The sequence below is a fragment of the Streptomyces sp. NPDC008086 genome (assembly GCF_042957325.1).
Classification (GTDB): Bacteria; Actinomycetota; Actinomycetes; order Streptomycetales; family Streptomycetaceae; genus Streptomyces.
Genome location: NZ_JBIBIA010000005.1, coordinates 571,463 through 596,541, shown reverse-complemented (window position 1 = coordinate 596,541; position 25,079 = coordinate 571,463). Strand labels below are relative to the sequence as shown.

9 protein-coding genes are annotated in these 25,079 nt (G+C 71.8%); 3 read left to right on the top strand and 6 right to left on the bottom strand.

Annotation, left to right across the window (positions count from 1 at the left end):
* The first annotated feature begins 152 nt into the window (after window positions 1-152).
* The gene (locus tag ACFZBP_RS20495; protein ID WP_391414876.1) at window positions 153-1,988 is read left to right on the top strand and encodes a glycoside hydrolase family 15 protein; all 1,836 of its coding nucleotides are present in this window, start codon (window positions 153-155) and stop codon (window positions 1,986-1,988) included.
* A gap of 122 nt (window positions 1,989-2,110) precedes the next feature.
* On the opposite strand, the gene ACFZBP_RS20490 is transcribed toward ACFZBP_RS20495, so the two are convergent.
* On the bottom strand, window positions 2,111-3,436 hold the full coding sequence (locus tag ACFZBP_RS20490) for a SidA/IucD/PvdA family monooxygenase (RefSeq protein ID WP_391414874.1): 1,326 nt from the start codon (window positions 3,434-3,436) through the stop codon (window positions 2,111-2,113).
* Window positions 3,437-3,520: 84 nt separating this feature from the next.
* Between ACFZBP_RS20490 and ACFZBP_RS20485 the strand changes: the two genes are divergently transcribed.
* Window positions 3,521-4,474, top strand: a complete 954-nt coding sequence (locus ACFZBP_RS20485) for a formyltransferase family protein (RefSeq protein ID WP_391414872.1) — start codon at window positions 3,521-3,523, stop codon at window positions 4,472-4,474.
* Between the two features lie 86 nt (window positions 4,475-4,560).
* Complete coding sequence (locus ACFZBP_RS20480; RefSeq protein ID WP_391414870.1) at window positions 4,561-5,577, top strand: ABC transporter substrate-binding protein; 1,017 nt, start codon at window positions 4,561-4,563, stop codon at window positions 5,575-5,577.
* Between the two features lie 70 nt (window positions 5,578-5,647).
* Here ACFZBP_RS20480 and ACFZBP_RS20475 read toward each other — a convergent pair whose 3' ends face one another.
* From ACFZBP_RS20475 to ACFZBP_RS20455, 5 genes are read right to left on the bottom strand one after another with little or no spacing between them, the layout of a single operon-like run.
* The gene (locus ACFZBP_RS20475; RefSeq protein ID WP_391414868.1) at window positions 5,648-9,115 is read right to left on the bottom strand and encodes an amino acid adenylation domain-containing protein; all 3,468 of its coding nucleotides are present in this window, start codon (window positions 9,113-9,115) and stop codon (window positions 5,648-5,650) included.
* 28 nt (window positions 9,116-9,143) lie between these two features.
* Complete coding sequence (locus tag ACFZBP_RS20470) at window positions 9,144-16,994, bottom strand: amino acid adenylation domain-containing protein (protein WP_391414865.1); 7,851 nt, start codon at window positions 16,992-16,994, stop codon at window positions 9,144-9,146.
* Window positions 16,991-21,658, bottom strand: a complete 4,668-nt coding sequence (locus ACFZBP_RS20465) for an amino acid adenylation domain-containing protein (protein ID WP_391414863.1) — start codon at window positions 21,656-21,658, stop codon at window positions 16,991-16,993. Before ACFZBP_RS20465 ends, ACFZBP_RS20470 begins: the two co-directional genes overlap by 4 nt.
* A complete protein-coding gene (locus ACFZBP_RS20460; RefSeq protein ID WP_391414861.1) occupies window positions 21,655-24,858 on the bottom strand; it encodes an amino acid adenylation domain-containing protein in 3,204 nt (1,067 codons plus the stop codon). Before ACFZBP_RS20460 ends, ACFZBP_RS20465 begins: the two co-directional genes overlap by 4 nt.
* Window positions 24,858-25,076: an MbtH family protein gene (locus ACFZBP_RS20455; protein ID WP_062717316.1), complete on the bottom strand. Its 219-nt coding sequence runs from the start codon at window positions 25,074-25,076 to the stop codon at window positions 24,858-24,860. Before ACFZBP_RS20455 ends, ACFZBP_RS20460 begins: the two co-directional genes overlap by 1 nt.
* Window positions 25,077-25,079: the final 3 nt, after the last annotated feature.

The following is a 25,079-nucleotide window of genomic DNA, read 5'->3' as shown; positions in this document are numbered from 1 at the left end:
GAGGGCGCACCAGGCGTCGCGAGGCAGGCGGGACCGTGCGGACACGGCCTGGCGGTCCCGGCCCCGGACCCCGGCTCCCTCCCGTCAGATTCCACCTACGCTGGGAGCGAGGCGCACTGCGGTCAGGGAGTCGGCGGGCCAGGGAGGCTGCGATGAGCACAACCCCGATCGGTACGGACGCACCCACGGCATCGCGCTATCTGCCGATCGCCGAGCACGGGCTGATCGGCGATCTGCGCAGCGTGGCCCTGGTGGGGACGGACGGCACGATCGACTGGTACTGCTGCCCTTCCTTCGACGCCCCGAGCGTCTTCGCGGCGATCCTGGACGCGGAGCGGGGCGGCTGCTTCGAGCTGGCGGCGACGGTGCCGGCCAGGACCAAGCAGTTCTACTTCCCCGACACCAACGTCCTGATCACCAGGTTCTTCACCGAGGACGGCGTCGGCGAGGTGCAGGACTTCATGCCGGTGGACGGCAGCTCGGTCGAGTCCGAACGACACCGGCTGATCCGGCGGGTGGTGTGCGTACGCGGGTCGATCCCGTTCCGTACGCGGGTCGCGCCGCGCTTCGAGTACGGCACCGAGCCGCACACCGTCCGGATGGTGGGCGAGGTCGCGGTGTTCGAGTCCGAGAAGCTGTCGCTGGGGCTGACCTCGACCGTGCCGCTGGCGGTCGAAGGACCGGACGTGCGCGCCGAGTTCAAGCTCGCGCAGGGCGAGTCGGCGGTGTTCGCGCTGGACCGGCTCGGTGCCGAGCTGACGCTGCGCCGGTGTGCGCGGACCGAGGCCGAGGAGCAGTTCAACAGCACGGTGGCGTACTGGCGGAAGTGGCTGTCCGCCTCCCAGTACCGGGGCCGCTGGCGGGAGATGGTGCACCGCTCCGCGCTCACCCTGAAGCTGCTCACCTACGCGCCGACCGGCGCGATCGTGGCCGCTCCGACGACGAGCCTGCCCGAGCAGCTCGGCGGGGAACGCAACTGGGACTACCGGTACGTGTGGATGCGCGACGCCGCCTTCTGTGTGTACGCGATGCTGCGCCTCGGCTTCACCGAGGAGGCCGAGGCGTTCATGAACTTCCTGACCGAGCACGTCAGCCGGGGCGACGGCTGTCGGACCGGCCCGCTGCAGATCATGTACGGCATCGACGGCCGCGCCGAGCTGCCCGAGCGCGAACTCGGCCATCTGGAGGGGCACATGGGCTCGGCGCCGGTGCGCGTCGGCAACGCCGCCGCCGGCCAGCTCCAGCTCGACATCTACGGCGCGCTGATCGACTCGATCTACCTCTACGACAAGTGGGCCAAGCCGATCTCCAGCGACCAGTGGGACGACGTGTGCGCGCTGGTGGACTGGGTCTGCGCCAACTGGGACCAGCCGGACGAGGGCGTCTGGGAGACCCGCGGCGGCCGTAAGAACTTCCTTTACTCGCGGCTGATGTGCTGGGTCGCGATCGAGCGGGCCATCCGGATGGCGACCCGGCGTGGGCTGCCGGCGGATCTGCTGCGCTGGGGCGAGTGCCGGGACACGATCTACCGGCGGATCATGAAGCGGGGCTGGTCCGAGGCCCGGCGGGCCTTCGTCCAGCACGAGGACGACGACGTGCTGGACGCGGCGGTGCTGATGATGCCGCTGGCGAAGTTCATCGCGCCGACCGACCCCAAGTGGCTGTCCACGCTGGACGCCCTCACCGAGGACCTGGTGTCCGACTCCCTGGTCTACCGCTACGACCCGCAGGCGAGCCCCGACGGGCTGCGCGGCGACGAGGGCACGTTCTCCATCTGTTCGTTCTGGTACGTCGAGGCCATGGTCCGGGCCGGCCGGGTCGACGAGGCACGGCTGGCCTTCGAGAAGATGCTGACGTACGCCAACCATCTGGGCCTGTACGCCGAGGAGATCAGTCACACGGGTGAGCAACAGGGCAACTTCCCCCAGGCGTTCACCCATCTCGCCCTGATCAGCGCGGCCTTCAATCTGGACCGCGCCCTGGGATGAGTCCGTTCACAGAGCTCACGCCGGAGTGGGTCGCGGACACGTGCGGGGCGGTGACGTCCACCGACGGCGTGGTGGCGGTGTTCGACCCCGCCGTGCCCGCGGCGCAAGCGGTCTGACCGCGCTCAGACGGACGCCGTGCGACGGGCCAGCAGGGAGCGGTGGATCTCCCCCGCGCGGATCGCGGTGGTGGACAGCAGGGTCGAGGTGAGTCCGTGGGTGTGCTCGGTGCCGCCCTGGAGGTAGATCCCCGCGGTGACGTCGTTCGCGGTCTCCACGCGGTGGTCACGGGAGACGCGGATCGCGTCGCCGTCGTCCCGCAGACAGACCTTCGCCGCCTCGCCGAGCAGGGCGGTGAGGTCACGGGGCCGGTAGCCGGTGGCGTGCACGAGCAGGTCGGCCCGGAGCACCTGCTGCTCCCCGGTCGGCAGGAACTCCACCGCCACGTCGAGCGCGCCGTCGCCGCGTTCGTGGACGTCGCGGATGCGGGAGACGTTGAGGAAGCGCAGCCGCTCCCGGCCGGTGACCTTCTCCTGGTACGCCTGGGCGTACAGGGCCTCGATCAACTCCATGTCGACGACGGAGTAGTTGGTGGAGCGGTGGTAGTCGAACAGGGACTGTTTGACCTCGGAGGGCGCGCCGAAGTACACGTCCACCGCCTCCGGGTCGAAGATGCGGTTGGCGAACGGGCTGTCGTCGGCCGGGGTGTAGCCGTACTTGGCGAACACCGCGCAGACCTCGGCCTCGGGGAAGGAGCGGTGCAGGTAGTCGACGGTCTCGGCGGCGCTCTGCCCGGCGCCGAGGACGACCGCGCGGCGCACCGGCGCACCGGTGGCGGCGAGTTCGGTCACCCGGGGCAGTAACTGGCTGTTGTGCCAGACGCGTTCGGAGAGTTCGACGCCGGGCGGCACATGGGGTTCCAGTCCGACCGCGACGCTGATGTCGCGGGCCCGGCGGGTGACGGTCCGGCCGGGGCGCTCCGGGTCACGGCAGACCACGTCGAAGTGCGTCACCGTGCCCGTGTCGTCGCGGACGGGGTCGATGGCGGTCACCACATGGTCGTACGCCACCAGGTGCCGCACGCGCTCGGCGGCCCACTCGAAGTATGCGTGGAACTCCACGCGGAGCGGGAAGAGGGTCTTCTGGTTCAGGAAGTCGATCAGCCGGCCGCGCTCGCGCAGGAAGCACAGGAAGCTGAAGTCGCTGGCCGGATCGCGCAGCGTGACCAGGTCCTTGAGAAACGACACCTGCATCGTGGCGTCGTCGATGAGCATGCCCCGGTGCCAGCCGAAACCCGACTGCCGTTCCAGGAACAGGGCGTTGATCCGACGGTCCGCCGGAAGGTTCGCGTTGTGTTCGTCAATCGCTATGGCCAGGGCGAGATTTGACGGCCCGAAGCCGATTCCGAGGACGTCGTAGGTGGTGTCCGATCCCGTGAGCGGTGACTTCACCGTGGCATCGCCTCCCTCAGGCAGCCACATGTTAGATAAGGTTAGCCTTACCTTGCAATGGAGCCCGCCGAAGGGGAGAACCGCATGCGCGTCGCCATGTTCGGCTACCAGACCTGGGGCCACCGCACACTCCAGGCCCTGCTGGACTCCGACCACGAGGTCGTCCTCGTCGTCACCCACCCCAAGAGCGACCACGCCTACGAGAAGATCTGGGGCGACTCCGTCGCCGAACTGGCCGAGAAGCACGACGTCCCCGTCCTCCTGCGCAACCGACCCGACGACCCCGAACTCCTCGCCACGCTGCGCGAGTCCAGGCCCGACATCCTCGTGGCCAACAACTGGCGCACCTGGCTGCCGCCGGAACTCTTCGACCTGCCCCCGCACGGCACGCTCAACATCCACGACTCGCTGCTGCCGTCCTACGCCGGCTTCTCCCCCATCATCTGGGCGCTCGTCAACGGCGAGGAGCGGGTCGGCGTCACCGCGCACCGCATGAACGCCGAACTGGACGCCGGGGACATCCTGGTGCAGCGCTCGGTGGCGGTCGGTCCGACGGACACGGCAACGGACCTGTTCCACCGCACGGTCGACCTGATCGCGCCCATCGTGCGCGAGTCGCTCGACCTCATCGACTCCGGCCGGGCGGCCTCGCACTGGCAGCCCCAGGACCGCAGCCGCGCGAGCTTCTTCCACAAGCGGTCCCTGGAGGACAGCCGCATCGACTGGAACTGGCCCGCGGAGCGCCTGGAGCGGCTGGTACGGGCCCAGTCGGACCCGTACCCCAACGCGTACACGTTCCATCGCGGACAGCGGATCAGGATCGTCTCGGCCGCCGTCTCCGAGGGCCGCTACGGCGGCACTCCGGGCCGCGTCTTCATTCCCGAGGGCGACGGCGTGGTCATCGTGGCCGGCGCGGACGCGCACAGCGGACGCCACCCGGGTCTGGTCATCCGGCGGCTGCGCACCGACGACGGCACGGAGCACGCGGCGAGGGACTACTTCCGCACGATGGGGGGCTACCTCACCACCCACCCGTGATCAGAGAACGCCAACTGCCGCCAAAAGCAAAGAAGTTGTCCGAAACTCATTGCTAAGGCAAGGCTTACCTTGCTTTACTGGCGCGCATGTCGAGAAAGCTCCTCAGCACCCTTCTCACCGCCGCCCTGGCCGCCGCCCTGGCGGCCTGCGGCTCCGTCAAGGACGACTCGAACACCTCCTCCGACACCTCCGCAGACGCGAAGGCGGACTCCTCGTCCGCCTTCCCGGTGTCCATCAAGCACAAGTTCGGCACCACGAAGATCGCCAAGGCGCCCGAACGGATCGTGGTGATCGGCAACGGCGGCACCGACGACATCGACGCGCTGTACGCCCTGGGCGTCACACCGGTCGCGATCTCCAAGGACGCCTTCAGCAAGGACGGTGTCTACCCTTGGCTGAAGGAAAGGATCGACACCGAGAAGACCGAGCTGCTCGACACGCTGACCGCCGTCGACTACGAGAAGGTCGCGTCCCTCCAGCCCGATCTGATCCTCGCCACCTCCGACTTCACCCTGGACAAGGACTACAAGAAGCTCGCCGCGGTGGCGCCGACCATCGGCTACGAGACGGCCTGGGGCCAGCAGACCTGGCAGGAGCACGTCCAGGTGGTCGCGCAGGCCGTCGGCAAGGAGGAGCGGGGCGCGCAGGTCGTCAAGGAGACCGAGGACAGCATCGCCGCCGTGCGGGAGAAGCACCCGAAGCTGCGGGGCAGGACCTACAGCCTGTCCATCGGCAACACCCCGGCGAAGATCTTCACGATCGCCTCCGAGGACGACTTCGCCGCCAAGCTGATGAGCCAGGTCGGGATGGGCCTGACCCCGTCGGTGAAGAACATCAAGACGGTCAACGGCAGCCCGACCGGGGAGCTGTCCTTCGAGCAGCTCGACAAGCTCGACGCCGACCTGGTCGTCATCGCGTTCACCACACCGGACCTGAAGAAGGCGTTCGAGTCCAGTGACCTGGTGAAGAACATGGCAGCGGTGAAGGACGACCGGTACGTCGTCACCGACGTGGCGACCATCAGCCAGCTCCGCAGCCCGTCCGCGCTGGGCATCCCGTGGGCGCTGAACAACCTGGAGCCGGGCTTCGAGAAGCTCGACTGACCGCCCGAGGGGGGCACAAGGAGGAGGGGCGGTGGCCTGCGGGCACTCCGCCCCTCCTCCTTGTGTCTCCTCAGGTGTCCCGCAGCGCGGAGTCGACCTCGTCCGCCGACATGTCCTCGATCTCCAGGTGGATCGCGGCGATCTGTTCGAGCCGCCCGGCCGTCTCCTCCTCGGCGGAGAGCCGCTTGGCCATGCCCCCGGCCGTGAGGGTCGCGAACAGGCAGCGTACGGACACCGCCGAGGTGTCCAGCGCCTCCCGCAGCCGGCCGACGATCACGGTCGCGAGGACCGAGTCGCCGCCGAGGGCGAAGAAGCCGTCGTCGAGGCCGACCCGTTCGACGCCGAGGACGTCCTGCCAGACCCGGGCCACGACCGCCTCCAGGGCGGTGCCGGGAGCCCGGTGCCGCTCCGCCTCGTCCACCTGCCACAGCTCCTGTACGGCACGGCGGTCGAGCTTGCCGTTGGAGGTGAGTGGGAGCTCCTCCGCCACGGTGATCCGGGACGGGACCATGTGCGGCGGCAGCACGGAACGCGCCCAGCCCCGCAGCGAGTCCTCGGCCGTGCCGGCGTCGGCGGCCACGGCGGCCGCCAGCTGGACGCCCTGCCCCCGGGTCAGCCCGGCGACGGCACGACGTACGGCGGGGTGACCCGCGAGCGCCGACTCCACCTCGCCCAGCTCGATCCGGAAGCCGCGCAGCTTGACCTGGTGGTCCCGGCGCCCGAGGAACTCCAGGGTGCCGTCCGGCCAGTACCGCGCGAGGTCACCGGTGCGGTACCAGCGCAGCCCGTCCGCCTCGGTGAACTTCTCGGCCGTACGGAACGGGTCGGCCCGGTAGCCGAGGGCCACCCCGTCCCCACCGATCCACAGCTCCCCCGGCACCCAGTCCGGACAGTCCCGCCCATGGCCGTCGACGACCCGGCAGCGGACGTTGCGCAACGGGGTCCCGTACGGCACCGCCCGCCAGTGCGAAGGGATCTGACGGATCGTCACCTCGCAGACCGTGGAGTGGATCGCGGTCTCCGTCGTCCCGCCCAACCCCGTGAACCGGCAGCCCGGGGCGCGCTCGGCCAGCCGCCCCGGCAGGTCGGTTCCCACCCAGTCGCCGCCGAGCAACACAGTCCGCAGGCCGGCTAGTTCACCGGGGCCGGTGGCGAGCAGGAGCATGTCGAGAAGCGAGGGTACGCAGTTGACGACCGTCACTCCGTGGGTGCGGACGAGGTCGGCCCACTGGCTCGCCTCGCGCCGGTCGTCCTCGTCGACCAGCACGACGGCGCCGCCCGCGCTCAGCAGCCCGAAGACGTCGTAGACGGAGAGGTCGAAGTCCAGGGCGGACAGGGCGAGACAGCGGTCGGACGTGCCCACGCCGTAACGGTCGTTGAGGTCGTCGACGGTGTTCATGGCGGCCCGGTGCGGGACTTCGACGCCTTTGGGTTCGCCGGTGGAGCCCGAGGTGAACAGCACGTACGCGGGCTGCTCCTCGTCCACCGCGACCGGCTGCGCGAGAGGTGCGGCGGTGCGCAGGGCATCGGTGACCGGCAGCGCGTCGACACCGACGTCCTCGAACGGGCGTCCGTCGGTCAGCGCGACGCGGAACCCGGCGGTGGTGCGGATGCGGTCGCGGCGGGCGGGCGGCTGCTCCACGCCGATCGGCACGTACGCGGCGCCCGCGGCCAGCACGCCGAGGACCGCGGTGATCTGGTCGGGCCCCTTGGGGAGACTGACCGCGACCGTGTCGCCGGGCCGCACGCCATGCGCCACGAGGGCGGCTGCCGTACGCAGGGCGCGGTCCGCCAACTCGCCGTAGGGCAGGGCTTCTCCGGTGGCCCACAGCAGCGCTGGGGCATCCGGCTGCTCGGCGGCGCGTTCGAAGAAGCCCTGGTGGAGCAGCCGGTGGCTGCGCGGGCCCTCGGTGGAGTTCACCTTGGCGCGGACGGCGGACTGCTCGACGGGCAGCAAGGCGGGGAGCGGCCGCTCCCAGACGGTGTCGTCGGTGCCGAGCCGGGTGACGAGCCCGTGGAAGGCGGCGAACATCGCGTCGACCAGGCCGGCCGGGAAGGCGTCCTCGCGGACGTCCCAGTTGACCAGCAGTCCGCCGTCGACCTCGGTCACCTGGGCGTCGAGGAGCACCTGCGGCCCCTGGGAGATGATCCAGACGGGCCTGCCGAAGGACTTCCGTACGCCCGCGTCGAAGAGCTCACCGAGGTTGAGGGCACTGGTGAACACCACGGGCGCCAGGATCTGTTCGCCGCTGTGCCGGGACAGATCGCGCAGCACCTCCACACCGGAGTAGTCGGAGTGCGCCGCATCCGTGTGCATACGGTCCTGGAGGCGCCGTGCGTGCGCGGTGAACGAACCCGGTTCGGTCAGGTCGACGTCGAGCAGCACCGAGCTGGTGAAGTCGCCGACGAGCAGGTCGACGTCGGGGTGGGAGCCCCTGCGGTCGAACATCGGGACGTTCAACAGGAAGCGCGGCTGACCGCTCCAGGCCGCCAGCACCTCCGAGAAGGCGGTCGCGACCGCCATGGCCGGGGTCAGCCCGTGCTGGTGGGCGCGGGCGGTCAGCCTCCGCTTCTCGTCCGGCGGCAGCCAGTGGTGCCGGCGGGTCACCCGCGTCGGGTCGGTGCGCTCGGCCTCGGGGACGAGCGGCAGTTCGGGCGCGCTGGGCAGTTCGGGTATCCGCTGCTGCCACCACCGCTGTGCCTGGTCGCGGCTCAGCCGCCGTACGTCCGCGCGCTCGGCGAGGTACTCGGGATAGCTGGTGCGGATCGTCGGGAGCGGTGTGCCGGGGTCTTCGTAGAGTTTGGCGAGGTCGGAGAGCAGCACCCGGTAGCTGAGCGCGTCGGCGGCGAGCATGTCGACGTCGACGTGCAGTCGGGTCGTGCCGTCCGGCAGCAGCGACAGCCGCACGGAGAAGACCTCACCGGCCGCGATGTCCAGGCGGGCGTGCGAGGAGGCGTGGCGGACGTCCTCCAGCGCGGCCGCGGCCGCGTCGGCGTCCAGCGTGCGCAGGTCGTGCAGGACGGTCGCGGGGCCGGTGAGGTCGGGCAGGATCTGCTGGCGGCCGTCGTCGGTGAAGCGGGCGCGCAGCATGCCGTGGCGAGCCGCGAGGGCCCGTACGGCCGTGTCGAGGCGGTCGGGGTCGACGCCGGTGCCGTCGAACTCGACGTAAAGGTGGGCGGCGACCGAGCCGAGGGTGGTCTCGTCGCCGCGGCCGACCCAGTACGCGTGCTGCATCACGGCCAGCGGGAACGGCTCGCGGGGTTCGGGCGTGGGGAGCGCCGGGGGCGGGGTCCGTTCGGCGGCCGGGACGTGGGCCGCGAGCAGCTCCCGCCAGGCGCGCAGGGTCGGTTCCTTGGCCAGTTCGGCGAAGCTGACCCGGACGCCGCGCTTGCGCCAGCCGCCCGCGATCTTCATCAGGGTGATCGAGTCCAGGCCCCAGGCGATGAGGCTGTCGTCGTCGCTCGGCGCCGCCTCCGAGCCGAATGTGTCGGTGACCGAACGGAGCAGCTCGTCCGCGGTCGGGTGGTGCTGCGTCACCGGTTCCTCCGAAGTCGTCCGTGATGGCTCAGAATTCGTCGAGGTCCTGCTCGAAGTCGTCGAAATCGTGCTCGAAGTCGTCGATGTCCTCCTGGGTCAGTTCGACCATGGGGAGGTCCGACGGGGTGAGGCCGCCGGCCGGGGTGTGCCGGGCCAGGCCGTGCAGGGCGAGTTCCCACAGGTCAAGCAGGTCTCGTGCCTCGGCCCCGGTCAGGAAGGAGTCCGGCCAGGAGGCGGAGATGTGCAGCCGGGCACCGTCCGTCTCCTCCTCGACGGCGACGGCGTTGATCTCCAGGCCGAAGACGGTGGTCGAAGTCGGCACCCGGAGCACGGGGACTTCGGGAGCGAGTTCCCACGGCTCCCCCTCCGGGCCGGAGACGGTGAAGCGGCCCAGGTAGTTGAAGAGGATCTGCGGCTGCGGCAGTTTCTCCAGGGCGGGCGCGGTGTCGGGGTTGAGGTGGCGCAGGAGGCCGTAGCCGATCCCGTGGTCGGGTACGGCACGCAACTGCTCCTTGATCCGCTTGAGCGCGATGCCCGCGGCCGGCCCTCCGGACAGCGCTTCGTCCACGTCCAGCGGGCCGGGGTCGATGCCGACGGGGTGGAAGGTGGTGAACCAGCCGACGGTGGACGACAGATCCACGCCCTCGGCGATGCCGTCCTCGCGCCCGTGCCCCTCCAGGCCGACCAGCAGCGCACGGCCGGTCAGATCACCACGCCGCTCCCGCCAGGCCGACGCGGCGAGGGCGAGGGCGGTGAGCAGGACGTCGGGGACGGCGGCGTGATAGGCGGCGGGCACGACGGTCAGCAGGGGCTTGGTGAGGGCGGGCGGCAGCACCAGGCTGCGCTCCTGTGACGCGGCCCCGGCGTCATGGTCGCGGTCGATCAGCGGACGTACGCCGTCCAACGCCCGCGTCCACCAGGCGAGTTCGCGTACCCGGTGGGGCTGGCGGGCCTCCTCGCCGAGGAGCCTGCTCCAGGTGCGGAAGGAGGTGCCACCGCGAGGCAGAGGGCGGCCGGACTGCCAGGCCTCCGCCAGGTCGGCCAGGATGATCCGCCAGGACACACCGTCGACGACCAGGTGGTGGGCGACGAGCAGGAGCCGTCGCGAGTCGGTGAACCAGACGGCCTGGAGCATGCGCCCGGCCGCCGGGTCGAGCCGGGCCACCGCGGCCGCCGGCTCGTCGTCGAGTGCCGCGTCCCGCACCTGGCTGAGCAGATCGCCCGCACGGACCGCCCCTTCGGCCGGCACGACCAGCTTGTCCGTCAGCCGGGCCCTGAGCATGTCGTGGCGGTCCAGTACCGCTTGGAGTACGTCGACGGCGGTGTCGTACGTCAGATCCGGCGGGGTCACCAGCAGTACCGCCTGGGCGAGCCCGGTGTACGTGCCGTCGGGGCCTGCCGTCCCGTGCATGATCGGGGTCAGGTCCGCCTCGCCGATCGGCTCGTCGGCAAGGGTGGTGTCGGTGCGATCCGCTGAGGCTGCCGCCGCCAGGCCGGCCGGGGTCGGGGTCTGGAAGACCTGCCGGGGGCTCAGGGCCAGGCCGGCCTTGCGGGCCAGGGTGACCAGCCGGATGGAGACGATGCTGTCGCCGCCGAGCTCGAAGAAGTTGTCGTCGACGTCGACTCCGCTCAACCCGAGCACGGAGGCGAACAACTCGCAGAGCAGGCGCTCGCGTTCATCGGCGGGTGCTCGGGTCGGTGCGCCCAGGGCCGGGGTTCGGGGCGCGGGCAGGGAGGCCCGGTCGACCTTGCCGGAGGGCAGGAGGGGGAAGGCGTCCAGGGCGGTGAGGGTGCGCGGCACCATGTGTTCGGGGAGCCGTTCGCGAAGCCAGCCATGCAGGTCGCCGAGGTCGTCGGCGGCCAGGTGGTACCCGGCGAGCTGCTTGACGCCGGGAGCGTCCTCGCGGATGACCACCACCGCGCGCCGGACGCCGGGATGCTGTTCGAGGATCGCCTCGATCTCCTCCAGCTCGACCCGCATGCCGCGGATCTTCACCTGGTTGTCCGCCCGGCCGAGGAACTCCAGGGTGCCGTCGCGCTGCCACCGCACCAGGTCGCCGGTGCGGTAGAGCCGCTCCCCGGGCGGGCCGAACGGGTCGGCCACCCAGTGGTCGGCGGTACGGCGCGGGTCGTTCACATAACCGCGGCCGAGGTAGACGCCCCCGGCGTACAGCTCGCCGGGCACCCCGACCGGCACCGGCTGCAGACGGTCGTCGAGGACGTACAGCCGCGTGTTGCCGTTGGGCCGGCCGATGGAGACGGCGCTGCGGATGGCGCCGGTGCGGTAGACGACGTGGCTGACGCCGATGGTGGCCTCGGCCGGCCCGTACCCGTGGTACATCACGGCCGGGCTCGCGGCGCGGAAGCGGGCGAACAGCTCGGGGGTGAGCACCTCGCCGCCGCACCACACATGCCTCAGCGAGCCGGCCCGGCGGGCGAAGCCGTCCAGCTCCAGGAGCAGATCGAGCATCGAGGAGACGAGGTAGGTGAAGGTGACCCGGTGGCGTTCGACGGTGTCGAGGAGGTAGTCGACATCGCGTTCGCCGCCCGGTTCGGCGATCACCACGCGGCCGCCGTTCACCAGCGGCAGGAAGATCTCGTTGATGGAGATGTCGAAGCCGAGCGGCGCCTTGAACAGGGCGGCGTCGTCGGTCCCGAAGCCGAGCAGCGCGCGCTGCCACAACAGGCGGTGCGCGATGGCCCGGTGCCGGATCATGGCGCCCTTGGGAACGCCGGTGGAGCCGGAGGTGTAGATGACGTAGGCGAGTCCCTCGGGGTCGACGGGGATGTCCGGGTTCTCCGGCTGCTCCTCGCCGTCCAGGCCCACCTCCACGAACGGCGGGACGTCCTCGCCGAGCACTGCGCCGTCGCCCTGCTTCCCCAGGACCGCCGTCAACGCCGCGCTCCGGCACACCTCGGTGACCCGACGCGCCGGCCACGACGGCTCCAGCGGCACAAATGCGCCGCCCGCCTTCAGCACGGCGAGCAGTCCTACGACCATCTCCACCGAGCGGTCCAGATGGATCCCGACGCGGCGCTCGGGACCGACACCGAGCGAAGTCAGCTGCTGCGCGAGGCCGTTGGCGCGAGCGTTGAGCTCGGCGTACGTCAGTCGCGTCCCGCCCTCGATGCCGTACTCCACGGCCGTGACGCGCGGAGTCCTCGCCGCCTGTTCCTCGAAGAGTGCGGTGAGGGTGGTGGCCGGCACCGGGTGCGCGGTGTCGTTCCACTCCCCCAGCATCAGGGCTCGCTCACGTGGGGTGAGGACGTCGGCGAGGGACACGGGCAGATCCGGGCGCCGGGCCAGGTCGCGGGCCAGCAGCACGAACCGTTCGACCATGTCCTGGGCGGTTTCGTGATCGTACAGGTCGCGGTTGTAGACGAGCGCACCGGTGACGCCGTCGCTGCCCGGCTGTTCGAAGACGTGGAAGGCGAGGTCGGTCTTCGCCGTGTAGAAGTCGACGCGCCGTTCGCTCAGCGTCAGCCCCGCGAAGTTCCTTGTCTCCGGCGGGGCTTGCTGATGGGCGAGCATCACCTGGAACAGCGGATGCCGGCCCATGGAACGGGTCGGGGCGAGCGCGTCCACCAGCCGCTCGAACGGCAGGTCCTGGTGGGCATAGGCGTCCACGTCCGTCTCGCGCACCCGGGCCAGCAGGGTCCGGAACGTCGGGTCGCCGGAGACGTCGGTGCGCAGGACCAGGGTGTTGACGAACAGGCCGACCAGCTCGTCGAGGACCGCGTCGCCCCGTCCGGCGACCGGGGTGCCGAGGGGGATGTCGTCCCCGGCGCCCAGGCGGCGGAGCAGGACCGCCAGGGTGGCCTGGAGCGCCATGAAGACGGTGCCGCCGGCCTCGGCGGCGAGGTCGCGCAGTGTGCGGTGGGCCTCGGCGTCGAGGGCGAAGTCCACGGCTGCGGCCCGGTGGCCGGCGACGGCCGGACGAGGGCGGTCGACCGGGAGCTGGAGTTCTTCGGGTATGCCCTCCAACTGCCGTGTCCAGTAGTCCAGTTCGGCGTAGGTGAGGTCACTTTCGTCGATCACCTGCCGCTGCCACAACGTGTAGTCGGCGTACTGCACGGCGAGCGGCGGCCATTCGGGGCGGGTGCCACGCCGCCTGGCCGCGTAGGCCGTCTCCAGGTCGCGCAGCAGGGGCTCGGTCGACCAGCCGTCGGTGGCGATGTGGTGCACGAGCAGGAGCAGGATGTGCTCGTCGGGGGCGAGGGCGTACAGCGTGGCCCGTACGGGGATCTCGGCGTCCAGGGCGAAGGAGTGCGCGGCGGCCTCGCGCAGCAGGGCGTCGACTTCCCCGGCCCGGGTCTGTACGACCTCGAAGGGCACGGTGGCCTCAGGCAGGATCCGCTGGTGGGGCGTGCCGTCGTCGTCCGGGTAGATCGTGCGCAGCGCCTCGTGGCGGGCGACGACGTCGTTCAGGGCCGTGCGCAGGGCGGCCGCGTCGAGCGGTCCCGTCAGACGTACGGCGGTATGGATGTTGTACGTGGGGCTCGGTCCCTCCAGCCGGTACAGGAACCACAGCCTCGCCTGCGCGGAGGACAGCGGCACCGGGTCCGGGCGGCGGGCCGGCCGTGGCGCGGGGCGCTGTTCGGCGGCCGGGACCTTCAGGAGCGGGGCGAGCGCGGCGACGGTCGGGGTGTCGAAGACCGCCCGCAGGGGGACGACGGCCCCCAGCTCGGCCCGGACGCGGGCGACCAGTCGGGTGGCCAGGACCGAGTGGCCGCCGAGGGCGAAGAACTCGTCGTGGATGCCGACCGAGGGCAGTCCGAGCAGGTCGGCGAAGAGGGCGCAGAGGGTCGCCTCCGCTTCGTCGCGGGGAGCCGTGGCGGTGGCGAGCTCGGAGAGGTCGGGGGCGGGCAGCGCCGCGCGGTCGAGTTTGCCGTTGGGAGTGAGGGGCAGGTCGGCGAGGAGGACGACGGCGGCGGGCACCAGGTGCTCCGGGAGCTTCGCCTTGAGGTCCTGCCTGACCCGCAACGGCTCCAGCTGGGCCCCGGGTCGGTGTACGGCGTAGGCGACCAGCCTCGGTTCGCCAGGCCGGTCCTGACGTACCGTCACGGCGGCCTGGGACACGCCGGGCAGTGCGGCCAGGGCGGCCTCGGTCTCGCCGGGCTCGACGCGGAAGCCACGGATCTTCACCTGGTCGTCGGACCGGCCGAGGAACTCCAGCACCCCCCGCGCGCTCCAGCGCACCAGGTCACCGGTGCGGTAGAGGCGGGCGCCGGGTGGGCCGTAGGGGTCGGCGACGAAGCGGTCGGCGGTCAGGCCGGGTCGGCCGAGGTAGCCGCGGGCGAGCTGGGCGCCGCCCAGGTAGAGCTCGCCGGAGACGCCGGGCGGTACCGGGCGCAGGTGTCCGTCCAGGACGAGGGTGCGGGTGTTCCACACCGGGCGGCCGATCGGTACGGATCCGGCGGCGGACCTCGTCCCGGCGGCGCACGGCCAGGCGGTGACGTCCACGGCTGCCTCGGTGGGGCCGTACAGGTTGTGCAGCTCGGTGCCGGGCAGCAACTCGGCGCAGCGGTCGGCGAGTTCGGTGGGCAGGGCCTCGCCGCTGCACACCAGTCGGCGGAGCGCTCCGCGTGCCCGCGCGGCGGCCGGGTCGTCGAGGAAGACGCGCAGCATCGAGGGGACGAAGTGCGCGGTCGTGACGCGTCGGTCGTGGATCAGCTCGGCGAGGTAGCCGGGGTCGCGGTGGCCGCCGGGGCGGGCGAGCACGAGGACGGCCCCGGAGGTCAGCGGCCAGAAGAACTCCCACACGGAGACGTCGAAGCCGGCCGGCGTCTTCTGCAACACCCTGTCGTCCGGGCCGAGGCGGTACGTGTCCTGCATCCACACCAGCCGGTTGACGATCCCGGCGTGCGGGACGACTGCTCCCTTGGGTCGGCCGGTGGAGCCGGAGGTGTAGATGACGTAGGCGGGGTGCTCGGGGCACAGGGGTTGGAGGCGGTCGTCGTCGGTGAGTTCGGTGGGGTCGAAGGCGGTGGTGTCCGTGTCGAGCAGGAGGAGGGGCACGCCGGGCGGCAGGATCCGTACCGTGTCCGGGGCGGTGAGGACGAGTGACGGCTCGGCCTCCTCCACCATGAACGCCAGCCGCTCGGCCGGATATCCGGTGTCGAGCGGCACGTAGGCGGCGCCGGCCTTGAGCACCGCGAGCAGCGCCACCACCAGGTCGGTTCCGCGGTCGAGGGCAACGGCGACGCGGTCCTCGGGGCCCACGCCATGGGAGACCAGCAGCCGGGCGAACCGGTTGGCGCGGGCGTGCAGTTCGGCGTAGTCGAGGGCGGGCCGGCCGTCGTCGGCGATGACGGCGGGGGCGTCGGGGGTGCGGGCGGCCTGCTGGGCCAGGAGGTCGGTGAGGTGGGGGGCGGCCGGGACCGGGTGGTCGGTGGCGTTCCACTCCTCCAGGACCTGGCGCTGTTCGATCACCGTCATCAACGGCAGTCGTGAGACGGGGAGTTCGGGCTCGGCCAGGGCTGCCGCGAGGAGTGTCTCCAGGTGCCGGAGTTGCCGGTCGACGGTGTCCGGGGTGAACAGGGCGCTGCGGTAGGTGGCCTCGATCCGCAGACGGCCACCGGTGAGGAACGCCTCCAGGGACAGGTCGAACTGGGTGGTGTCGTTGTGGACGGTCTCCCATTCGGCAATCACTCCCGGGAGCTGCGGCCCTTCGAGTCCCTGGGTGAGGAAGAGGAGCATGACGTCGAAGTAGACGGCGCGTCCCGGCTGCCGCTCCGGCATCAGCCGCTCGACCAGCCTGTCGAAGGGCATGTCCTGGTGGGCGTATCCGTCCGTGCACAACTGCCGAACTCGCTCGACCAGTTCGGCGAAGCCCGGGTCGCCTTCGAGGTCGGCGCGCAGGGCGAGGGTGTTGCCGAAGTTGCCGATCAGCTCTTCGAGGCCGGGGAGGTCGCGGTTCATGACGGCGGAACCGATGGGGATGTCGGTCGCGCCGGTGGTGCGGTGCAGCAGGGCTGCGAGGCCGGCGAACAGCACCATGAAGGGGGTGACGCCCGCGTTGCGCGCGAAGGTGGTGAGGCGTTCGGTGACGTCGGGGGCGAAGGCGTGGAAGCGGCGGTCGCCGTGCGCGGTGGGGCGGATGGGGCGCGGGGCGTCGGTGGGCAGGGCGAGAGGGCGGGGCGCGGGCGTCAGGGCGGTGCGCCAGTGGTCGAGGTGCCCGGCCAGGCGTTCGTCGGTCCAGGTGGTGTGCTGCCAGTGCGCGAAGTCGCCGTACTGGAGGGGTGGTTGTTCCAGCGTGGCGGACCCGCCGGTGGCGGCGCGGTAGAGGGCGGTCAGGTCGCGGGAGAGGACGTTGAACGTGCCGCCGTCCCAGGCGATGTGGTGCACGGTCAGGACGAGGGTGTGGTCCTGCTCCGCCCGCTGGATCAGCAGGGTGCGCAGGGGGTGGTGGGCGGCGAGGTCGAAGGGGGTGGCCGAGGCGGTCCGGGCCAGGTCCGACGCCTGCCGGTCCTGCTCCTCCTCGGGCAGGCCCCGCAGGTCGGCCGTGGCGTACTCCAGCTCCGCGCCCGCGTCCACGATCTGTTCCGGGGTTCCGTCCTCGGCGGCCGGGTAGCGGGTGCGCAGCACCTCGTGGCGATCGACCAGACCCTGCAGGGCCGTGCGCAGTGCGGGCGCGTCGAGGGGGCCGCGCAGGCGGATGGCGAGGCAGACGTTGTAGGCGGGGCTGGCCGGGTCGAGTTGCTGGAGGAGCCACATCCGGGACTGGGCGTACGACAACGGCAGCCGGTCCGTGTCCGCCGGGCGCCGGGGGATCCGCTCGGAGCGGTCCTTGGTGTCGGTCAGACCCGCGCTCTCCAGCCTGCGGCGCAGGAGTTCGCGCTTGCGTGCCGCGAGGTCGGCGGTGGGGGTCCGCGTCACTGGTCGCCGCCTTTCAGGAGCAGTTCGAGGGACGTGGTCCACAGCGCGGCGAGCCGTTGGATCTCCGGCTCGGGGAAGAGCCGTTGCGGCCAGTGCCAGTACACCGAGAGTTCGGTTCCGGTGATCACCGCGCCGACGACGAGGGCGTAGGGGGCGGGCATCTCGGGGTCGGCGCGGCCGCCCATGGCTCCGGTCTCGGGTGCGCTGGTGAACACGGCGTTGTCGCGCCGTTCGCCCATGGTCATGCGGCCCAGGTAGTTGAACTGGATCTGGGGCTCGGGGAGTTGAGCGAGCTGCCGGTTCGCCTCCGGGTCGAGGTGGCGGAGCAGGCCGTAGCCGACACCCTTGTCGGGCAGGGCGGCGAGCTGGTCGCGGACGCGGCGCACCTGGTCCGCGGCGGGCGGCGGCCCGGGATCCAGGCGGACCGGGAAGACGCTGGTGAACCAGCCGAGGGTGCTGGAGAGATCGGCGCCGGGGAGGAGGTGCTCCTCGCGGCCGTGGCCCTCCAGGGCGATCAGCACGGAGGGGTCGGGTGCGGATACGGAAGCGGGTCCGGATGCGTCACGCCAAGCCGGTACGGCCAGTGCCAGCGCGGTGAGCAGTACGTCCTGGACGGAGGCGGTGGCCGTCAGGGGCTCGGTGATGTCGGGTCCCAGGGTGGTCCAGTGCCTGCGGACGGTGGCCCGGGTGTCGTGGGCGGGGTCCAGCGGGCCGGCTCCGAGAGGTGGTTCGGGTCGGTCCAGCACGCCCTTCCAGAAGGCGAGTTCGTTGGACCGGGTCGGCGCCAGCTCCTGGAGCGCCTGCGCCCACTCACGGAAGGAGGTGCCGACGGGCGACAGGTCCCGGCGCTCCCAGGCGGCGGCCAGGTCGGCGCCGAGCACACCCCAGGACGCGGCGTCGGTCACCAGGTGGTGCAGCACGACCAGGAGCCGACCCTCGCGACCGCCTCCGGCGTCGAACCACAGGAACCGCGCCATCGCCCCGGCGGCCGGGTCGAGTTCGGCGACCAGCTCGTCCATCGCCTCCGGCACGAGGGTGCCGACCGCCGTGTGGTCCAGACGCTCGGCGTCGATCCGGCGTAGGCAGTCGGCGGCGCCGGCCGTGCCCCGGGGTGCGGCGTGGAAGTGCCAGGAACCGTCGGCCGCCCGGGCGAAGGTGGAGCGCAACAAATCGTGCCGGTCCAGGACGGACTGGACGGTGCGGTGCAGGCCGTCGAGGTCCATGTCGGGCGGGGTGCGCAGGAAGCGGGCCTGGCTGAGGGCGCGGAAGGGACCGTTCTGTTCGGTGAGCCAGGTCAGGACGGGGGTGAGGGGGATGTCGCCGGTTCCCGCGTCGGGGTCGGTCGTGCGGTGCTGAGCGCTGCCCGCGAGGCGCCCGGTGGTGGCCGCGTGGTCGGCGAGTTCCGCCAGTTCCGCGATCGTGGGCCGCTCGAAGACGTCGCGGGGTGAGATCGCGAGCCCGGCCGCCCGCGCCTGGCTGACCAGCCGCATCGACACGATGCTGTCGCCGCCGAGCGTGAAGAAACTGTCGTGCACGCCGACCGCGTCCAGCCCGAGCACCTCGGCGAACAGCGTGGCGAGTCGTTCCTCGACCGGGTTCCGGGGCGGCTGCGCGGCCGGCCCTGCGGTGCGGGAGGGTGCCGGGAGGGCGGCGGTGTCCAGCTTGCCGTTGAGGGTGAGCGGGAAGCCGTCGACCGGGACGAAGGCCGACGGGACCATGTAGTCGGGGAGGACGGCGGCGACGGCGCGGCGCAGTAGTTCGGCCGTGTCCTCGGTCGTGTCCTCGGCCGGGGGTGCGGACGGCTGTGAAGGCGGGGATGAGGGCGTGGGTTCGCAGAGGATGACGTAAGCCACCAGACGCCGTACGCCGGGCGTGTCCTCGCGGACGACGACCGCCGCGCGCTCGACCAGCTCATGTTCCAGCAGGACCGCCTCGATCTCACCGGGTTCGATCCGGTAGCCCCTGATCTTGACCTGGTCGTCGACCCGGCCCAGGCACTCCACCAGGCCCTCGGCGGTCCAGCGGGCCATGTCGCCCGTGCGGTACATGCGGGCGCCTGGGCTGTCGGCGAAGGGGTCGGCGACGAAGCGGTTCGCGGTTGCCCCGGGCCGGCCGAGGTAGCCCCGCGCCAGGCCCGCGCCGGCCACGTAAAGCTCACCCTCGACGCCGACGGGCACGGGGTTGAGGTGGCCGTCCAGGACGTAGAGGGTGCCGCCGGCCACGGGGCGGCCGATCGCCGGTCGCTCGGTGAGGGCGAGGTCGCAGTCGGCCGAGTCGACGGTGCATTCGGTGGGGCCGTAGAGGTTGTGCGCGGCGAGGCCGGGGGTGTCCCGCAGGGTGCGCCACAGGTCCGGGGGCACGGCCTCGCCACCGACGCCGAGCACCTTCAGCTCGGCCTGCCAGTCGCCGCCCTGGGCGACGAGTTCGCCCAGCAGCGACGGGGAGAGTTCGATGAACTCGATGCGGTGCCGGGCGAGGAAGTCACGCAGGGCGGTGGGGTCACGGCGGATGTCGTCCGGGACCAGGTGGAGTTCGTGACCGGCGAACATCCACAGCATGGGTTGCCAGGAGGCGTCGAAGGCGGTGGGCCAGGCGTGGCCTACGCGGAGGGCTCCGCCGGTTGCGGTGGAGGCCGGTTGGTGCAGGGCGTTGTTGTGGGCGGTGAAGAGGTTGGTGATGGCTCGGTGGGGGACGACTACGGCCTTGGGGCGGCCGGTGGAGCCGGAGGTGTAGATGACGTAGGCGGGGTGTTCGGGGAGGAGGGGTTCCGGGCGGTCGGTGTCGGTGAGGTTGGAGACGGGGGTGTTCGCGAGGCGCCGCTGAGTGTCGGGGGCGTTCAGGAAGACGGAGCGCTCGGGTGGAAACGATGGTTGGCGGCTGCGGGTTGTCCGTGGCTGGTCGCGCTCACGCGGCGGAACCGCACATGTCACAGCCCCGCGCCCCTTTGACGGCGTTGCGGGCGACGTTGTCACGAGGGCTACCGGGCGTGCGTCCGTCAGCATCCCGGCGATGCGCTCCTTTGGCCATTCCGGGTCCAAGGGCAGGTAGGCCGCGCCCGCCTTCTGGATGGCCAGGATCGCAGTCATGGTGTCCGGGGTGGGTGGCAGTGCGAACGCCACGATCTGTTCCGGGCCCGCACCCAACTCGACCAGGAGTCGGGCCAGTTGGTTCGCGGCGGCGTTCAGCTGGGCGAAGGTCAGATGCCGACCCTCCCCCACCACCGCCACGGCGTCCGGGGTTCGGGCCGCCTGGGCCTCGAACACCTCCGGCATCGTGCGGTACGACGGGGTCGGGAGCCTCTTGCCGAGGCCTCGCGCCAGCAGGGCGGCCCGCTCGCCGGGAGCGAGGACGTCCAGGGTGGCCACGGGGGCGTCCGGGGCGGCCAGTACCGAGTGCAGCAGGCGCTCGAAGCGTGCGGCCAGTTCCTCCACCGCCGTACGTTCGTAGCAGTCGGGGCGGAACTCGAAGACGACGCCGAGCCGTTGCTCGTCCAGCACGGCCAGGGTCAGGGGGTAGTGGGTGGCGCCCGAGCCCTTGACGTCGGCGATGCGCAGCCCGGCCGATGACTCCGCCTGTGCGACCGACGCCTCGTCGACGGGGTAGTTCTCGAAGACCAGGAGGGTGTCGAAGAGGTCACCGGTGCCCACCAGGCGCTGGATCTCGGTGAGACCGAGGTGCTGGTGGTCCATCAGGCGGGACTGTTCGTCCTGGACGCGGCGCAGGAAGGCTCCCGGCCGCTCCCCCGGCGCCACGGTCACCCGGACCGGCACGGTGTTGATGAACAGGCCGATCATGGACTCCACACCGGCGAGTTCCGCGGGCCTACCGGCCACCGTGGCGCCGAAGACCACGTCGTTCCGGCCGGTCAGGCGGGCCAGCAGCAGGGCCCACAAGCCCTGCACGACCGTGTTGACCGTGACGCCACGGCGCCTCGCGAACTCCTGTGTCCGGTCCGTGAGTTCCTCCGTGAACCGCAGGGTGTGCAGCTCGGGGAGTACCGGGACCAGGCCGGCGGCCGACGGGGACAGCACCGTCGGTGTCGCCCCGGCCAGGGCCTTGCGCCATGCGTCGGCGGAGGTCTCGCGGTCCCGGGAGGCGAGCCAGGCCAGGAAGTCGCGGTAGGGGCGTACGGCGGGCAGCGGGGGTGTGGCGCCGGGGGCGAGCTGGGCGGCGTAGAGCTGGAGGAGTTCGCGGACGAGGAGGGGGATGGACCAGCCGTCCAGCAGGAGGTGGTGGTTGGTGAGGATCAGCAGCCAGCGGTCGGTGGCGCGGCGGAGCAGGGTCAGGCGGAGCAGGGGTGGGTCGGTGAGGTCGAAGCGGGCGGTGGCGTCCTCGGCGATCAGCCGGGCCGCCTCGTTCTCGTCCGTGGCGTCCGCCTCGGACCAGTGGACCGGGACCTGCTTGAGCACCACCTGAACCGGTTCGTCCAGGTCTTCGTGGAGGAAGGCGCTGCGGAGGTTGGCGTGGCGGGCGAAGAGTTCCTCGGCTGCGGTGCGCAGCAGGGCGGGACGCAGCGGGCCCTCGATCTCCACCAGGGACTGCATGGTGTAGACGTCCTGGGCGCTCTCGTCGAACAGGGCGTGGAACAGCAGCCCCTGCTGGAGCGGGGAGAGCGGCAGAACGTCCTCGACCAGGGAACCGTCGTCCCCGGGTGCCTTGCTCATCGAGTCCTCCACCTCGCCTTGACGTTGTCCAGCTGCGACTGGCTGAGTGACACGAGCGGGGCGCCGGTCGGGGTGAACTCCTCGGGCGCTGCGGCGGTTTCGTCGGGCAGGGCGTCGGCGAGTCCGGCCGGGGTGCGGTGGGTGAAGACGTCCCGGAGGGACACGGTGAGGCCGGCTCTGCGGGCTCGGTCGGCCAGGCGTACCGAGACGATGCTGTCGCCGCCGTGTTCGAAGAAGTCGTCGTGGATGCCGACCCGTTCCAGCCCGAGCACCTCGGCGAACAGTCCGCACAGCACCTTCTCCGGTTCGGTGCGGGGAGGTTCGTAGGTGGACGTCTGCGTGAAGTCCGGGGCGGGCAGGGCGCGTCGGTCGAGTTTGCCGCTGGGGGTGAGTGGCAGTTCCTTGAGGATCACCACCGCCCAGGGGACGAGGTGGGCGGGGAGCCGTTCGGCGAGGGCACGGCGCAGGGCGAGGGCGTCGAGGGCGGCGCCGGGGACGGCCACGACGTAGGCGACCAGGCGTCGTGGTGCCGAGCGGTCCTGTCCGGGGCCGCCCGGCGTGGCCACGACCGCGGCCCGGCTGACATCCGGCAGGGCGCGGATGGCCGCCTCGATCTCGCCGGGTTCGATCCGGAAGCCGCGGATCTTCACCTGGTCGTCGGCCCGGCCGAGGAACTCCACCGTGCCGTCGCGCCGCATCCTGGCCAGGTCACCGGTGCGGTAGAGGCGGCCGCCCGGTGGGCCGAGGGGGTCGGCGACGAAGCGTTCGGCGGTGCGGCCGGGCTGGCCGAGGTAGCCGCGGGCCAGTCCGGCTCCGGCCAGGTACAGCTCGCCTACCGCGCCGACGGGGGACGGGCGCAGGAACGGGTCGAGTACGTGGACGCGTGTGTGCGCGATCGGCCGTCCGAGCGGCACCGCGCCCTCGTCTCCGTCGGGGGCGTGGACGTGGACCAGGCTGTCGCCGGCCGCCTCCGAGCAGCCGTAGAGGTTGACCAGGCGGGCCTGTGGCCAGCGGCGGGTGAGGGCGCGGGCGAGTTCGCCGGGGAGGGTCTCGCCGCTGGAGATCCAGGTGCGGACGGTGGCGAAGGCGTCCGGCGGGGCGGATTCGACGAGGGTGGTGTAGAGGCTGGGGACCGCCGTGAGGAGGGTGGCGCCGTGTCGGTCGGCCAGTGCGGCGAGAGCCTTCGGATCGCCGGTCGCCTGGTCGTCGGCGAGCGCCACGGCCTCGCCCGCGACGAGGGCGCCGAGCAGCTCGGTCAGACCGTCGATGAAGCTCAGCGGGCTCTTGGAGACGCGGACGCCTCCGGGGGACCCGAGCTCCCGGCCCCAGTGCAGACGGTTGGCGAGGGCCCGCTGGGTTCCGATGACGCCCTTGGGGCGGCCGGTGGAGCCCGAGGTGAAGATGACGTAGGCCGGATGGTCGGGCGACAGGGGTGGGCGCCGGCGCTGCGGTACGGCTGCCTCCGCGTTCGGCGGGCACACCAACTCCATCTGGATACGGAGCCGTTGTGCCGTCGACGTATCGGAGATCACCAGCCGGGGCCGGGCCTCGTCGAGCATCAGCGCTATGCGGTCCGGCGGGTAGCCCGGGTCGACCGGCATGCACGCGGCGCCCGCCTTCAGTACCGCGAGGAGTGCGGTGACAAGGTCGGGGCCGCGGGGCAGGGCGACGGCGACCACGGCTTCCGGTCCGGCGCCTCGTGCGGTGAGGGCGGCCGCCAGCCTGTCGGCTCGGGTGTCGAGTTCGGCGAAGGTCAGGGTGATGTCGCCGTGGAGGACGGCGGGGGCATCGGGGGTGCGGGTCGCCTGGTCCTCGAAGAGGGCGCGGACCGTGGGGTGTGCGAGGGGGGCCTCGTCCGGGGTGGGGAGTCCGTCGGCCGGAGTGCCGGCCAGTCGCGCGACGGGGGTCGCCGGGACCTGGGCGAACTCCCTTATCAGACGGTTGAGTTGGGCGGCGAGGGCGCTCACCGCCTCGCTGTCCAGCACGGAGGGGCGGTGGCTGAGGGTCAGGGTCAGCCGGGGGCCGGGCAGGGCGGTGAGGGTCAGGGGGTAGTGGGTGGCGTCGTGGACCGAGACGTCGGTCATGCGGAGGCCTTCGGAGCCGAGGGCCTGGGCGATGCCCTCGTCGTCGACGGGGTAGCTCTCGAAGACCAGGAGCGTGTCGAAGAGGACGGTGTGGCCGGTGGCGCGCTGGATGTCCGCGAGGCCGAGGTGGCGGTGGTCGAGGAGGGCGGACTGCTCGGACTGGAGTCGGGTGAGCAGGTCGGTGAGGGGTTCGGCGGGGCGGAGCCGGACGCGGACCGGCAGGGTGTTGATGAAGAGGCCGACCATGGACTCGATGCCGGGGACGTCGGCGTCGCGGCCGGAGACGGTGGCGCCGAGGACGACGTCCGTGCGACCGGTCAGGCGGCTCAGCAGGACGGCCCACAGGCCCTGGAGCACGGTGCTGACGGTCACTCCGTGGGCGCGTGCGTTGGCGGTGAGGGCCTCGGTGTCCTGCTCGGGGACCTCCCATGCATGCCGCTCGGGCTCCTCGGCGGGCAGGTCGCGGGCCTCCGGTGCGATGAGTGACGGCTCGTCAAGTCCGGTCAGGGCGGCCTGCCATGCGCGTTCGGCGGCGGCGCGGTCCTGTCGGGCCAGCCAGGCGAGGTAGTCGCGGTAGGGCCGGACGCGGGGCAGGGTGTCGAGGTCGTGGCCGCCCCTGGCGTAGAGCTGGAACAGTTCGCGCACCAGGACGGGTGCGGACCAGCCGTCCCAGAGCAGGTGGTGGGAGGAGATCACCAGGCGGTGGTCGCGTTCGTCGAAGGTGACCAGTCGGAAGCGGACGAGGGGCGGCCGGGCCAGGTCGAACGGTTCGGCGCGGTCGTCGGCGAGCAGTCGCTCGAAGGCCGCGTCGCGCTCCGGCGGCGTCAGCGCGGAGAGGTCGGTGACCTGCCATGGGGTCCGCACCGCCCTCCTGATCACCTGGACGGGTCGCCCGGAGCGCTGGGTGCGGAACGCGGCCCGCAGGTTGGCGTGGCGGGCGAGCAGTTTGGCGACCGCCACGCTCATGAACAGCTCGTCGACCGGCCCTTCCAGGCGGAGGGTCATCTGTCCGGTGTAGACGTCGTGGCCCTGTGCGTCGTACAGCGCGTGGAAGACCATCCCCTCCTGCATCGGCGACAGGGGGAGAACGTCCTCCACGGCCGCGCGGCCGGCCATCAGCCCTCGGCCCGGCGCATGGCCTCGGCGAGGCTGCGCGGGCGCATGTCCGTCCAGTGCCGCTCGACGTACTCGAGGCAGGCTTCCCGGGCGGCGGGGCCGTGCACGGACGACCAGCCGGCGGGTATCGGCGCGAAGTCCGGCCACAGGGAGTGCTGGCCCTCGTCGTTGACCAGGACACGGAAGACGCCGCTGTCGTCGTCGAAGGGGTTGGCCATGGC

What these genes read in the sequence shown, in the direction of transcription:
- ACFZBP_RS20495 (WP_391414876.1), top strand. Translation starts at nt 153, where the DNA reads ATGAGCACAACCCCGATCGGTACGGACGCACCCACGGCATCGCGCTAT.
- ACFZBP_RS20480 (WP_391414870.1), top strand. Translation starts at nt 4,561, where the DNA reads ATGTCGAGAAAGCTCCTCAGCACCCTTCTCACCGCCGCCCTGGCCGCC.
- ACFZBP_RS20455 (WP_062717316.1), bottom strand. Translation starts at nt 25,076, where the DNA reads ATGGCCAACCCCTTCGACGACGACAGCGGCGTCTTCCGTGTCCTGGTC.
- ACFZBP_RS20460 (WP_391414861.1), bottom strand. Translation starts at nt 24,858, where the DNA reads ATGGCCGGCCGCGCGGCCGTGGAGGACGTTCTCCCCCTGTCGCCGATG.
- ACFZBP_RS20465 (WP_391414863.1), bottom strand. Translation starts at nt 21,658, where the DNA reads ATGAGCAAGGCACCCGGGGACGACGGTTCCCTGGTCGAGGACGTTCTG.
- ACFZBP_RS20485 (WP_391414872.1), top strand. Translation starts at nt 3,521, where the DNA reads ATGCGCGTCGCCATGTTCGGCTACCAGACCTGGGGCCACCGCACACTC.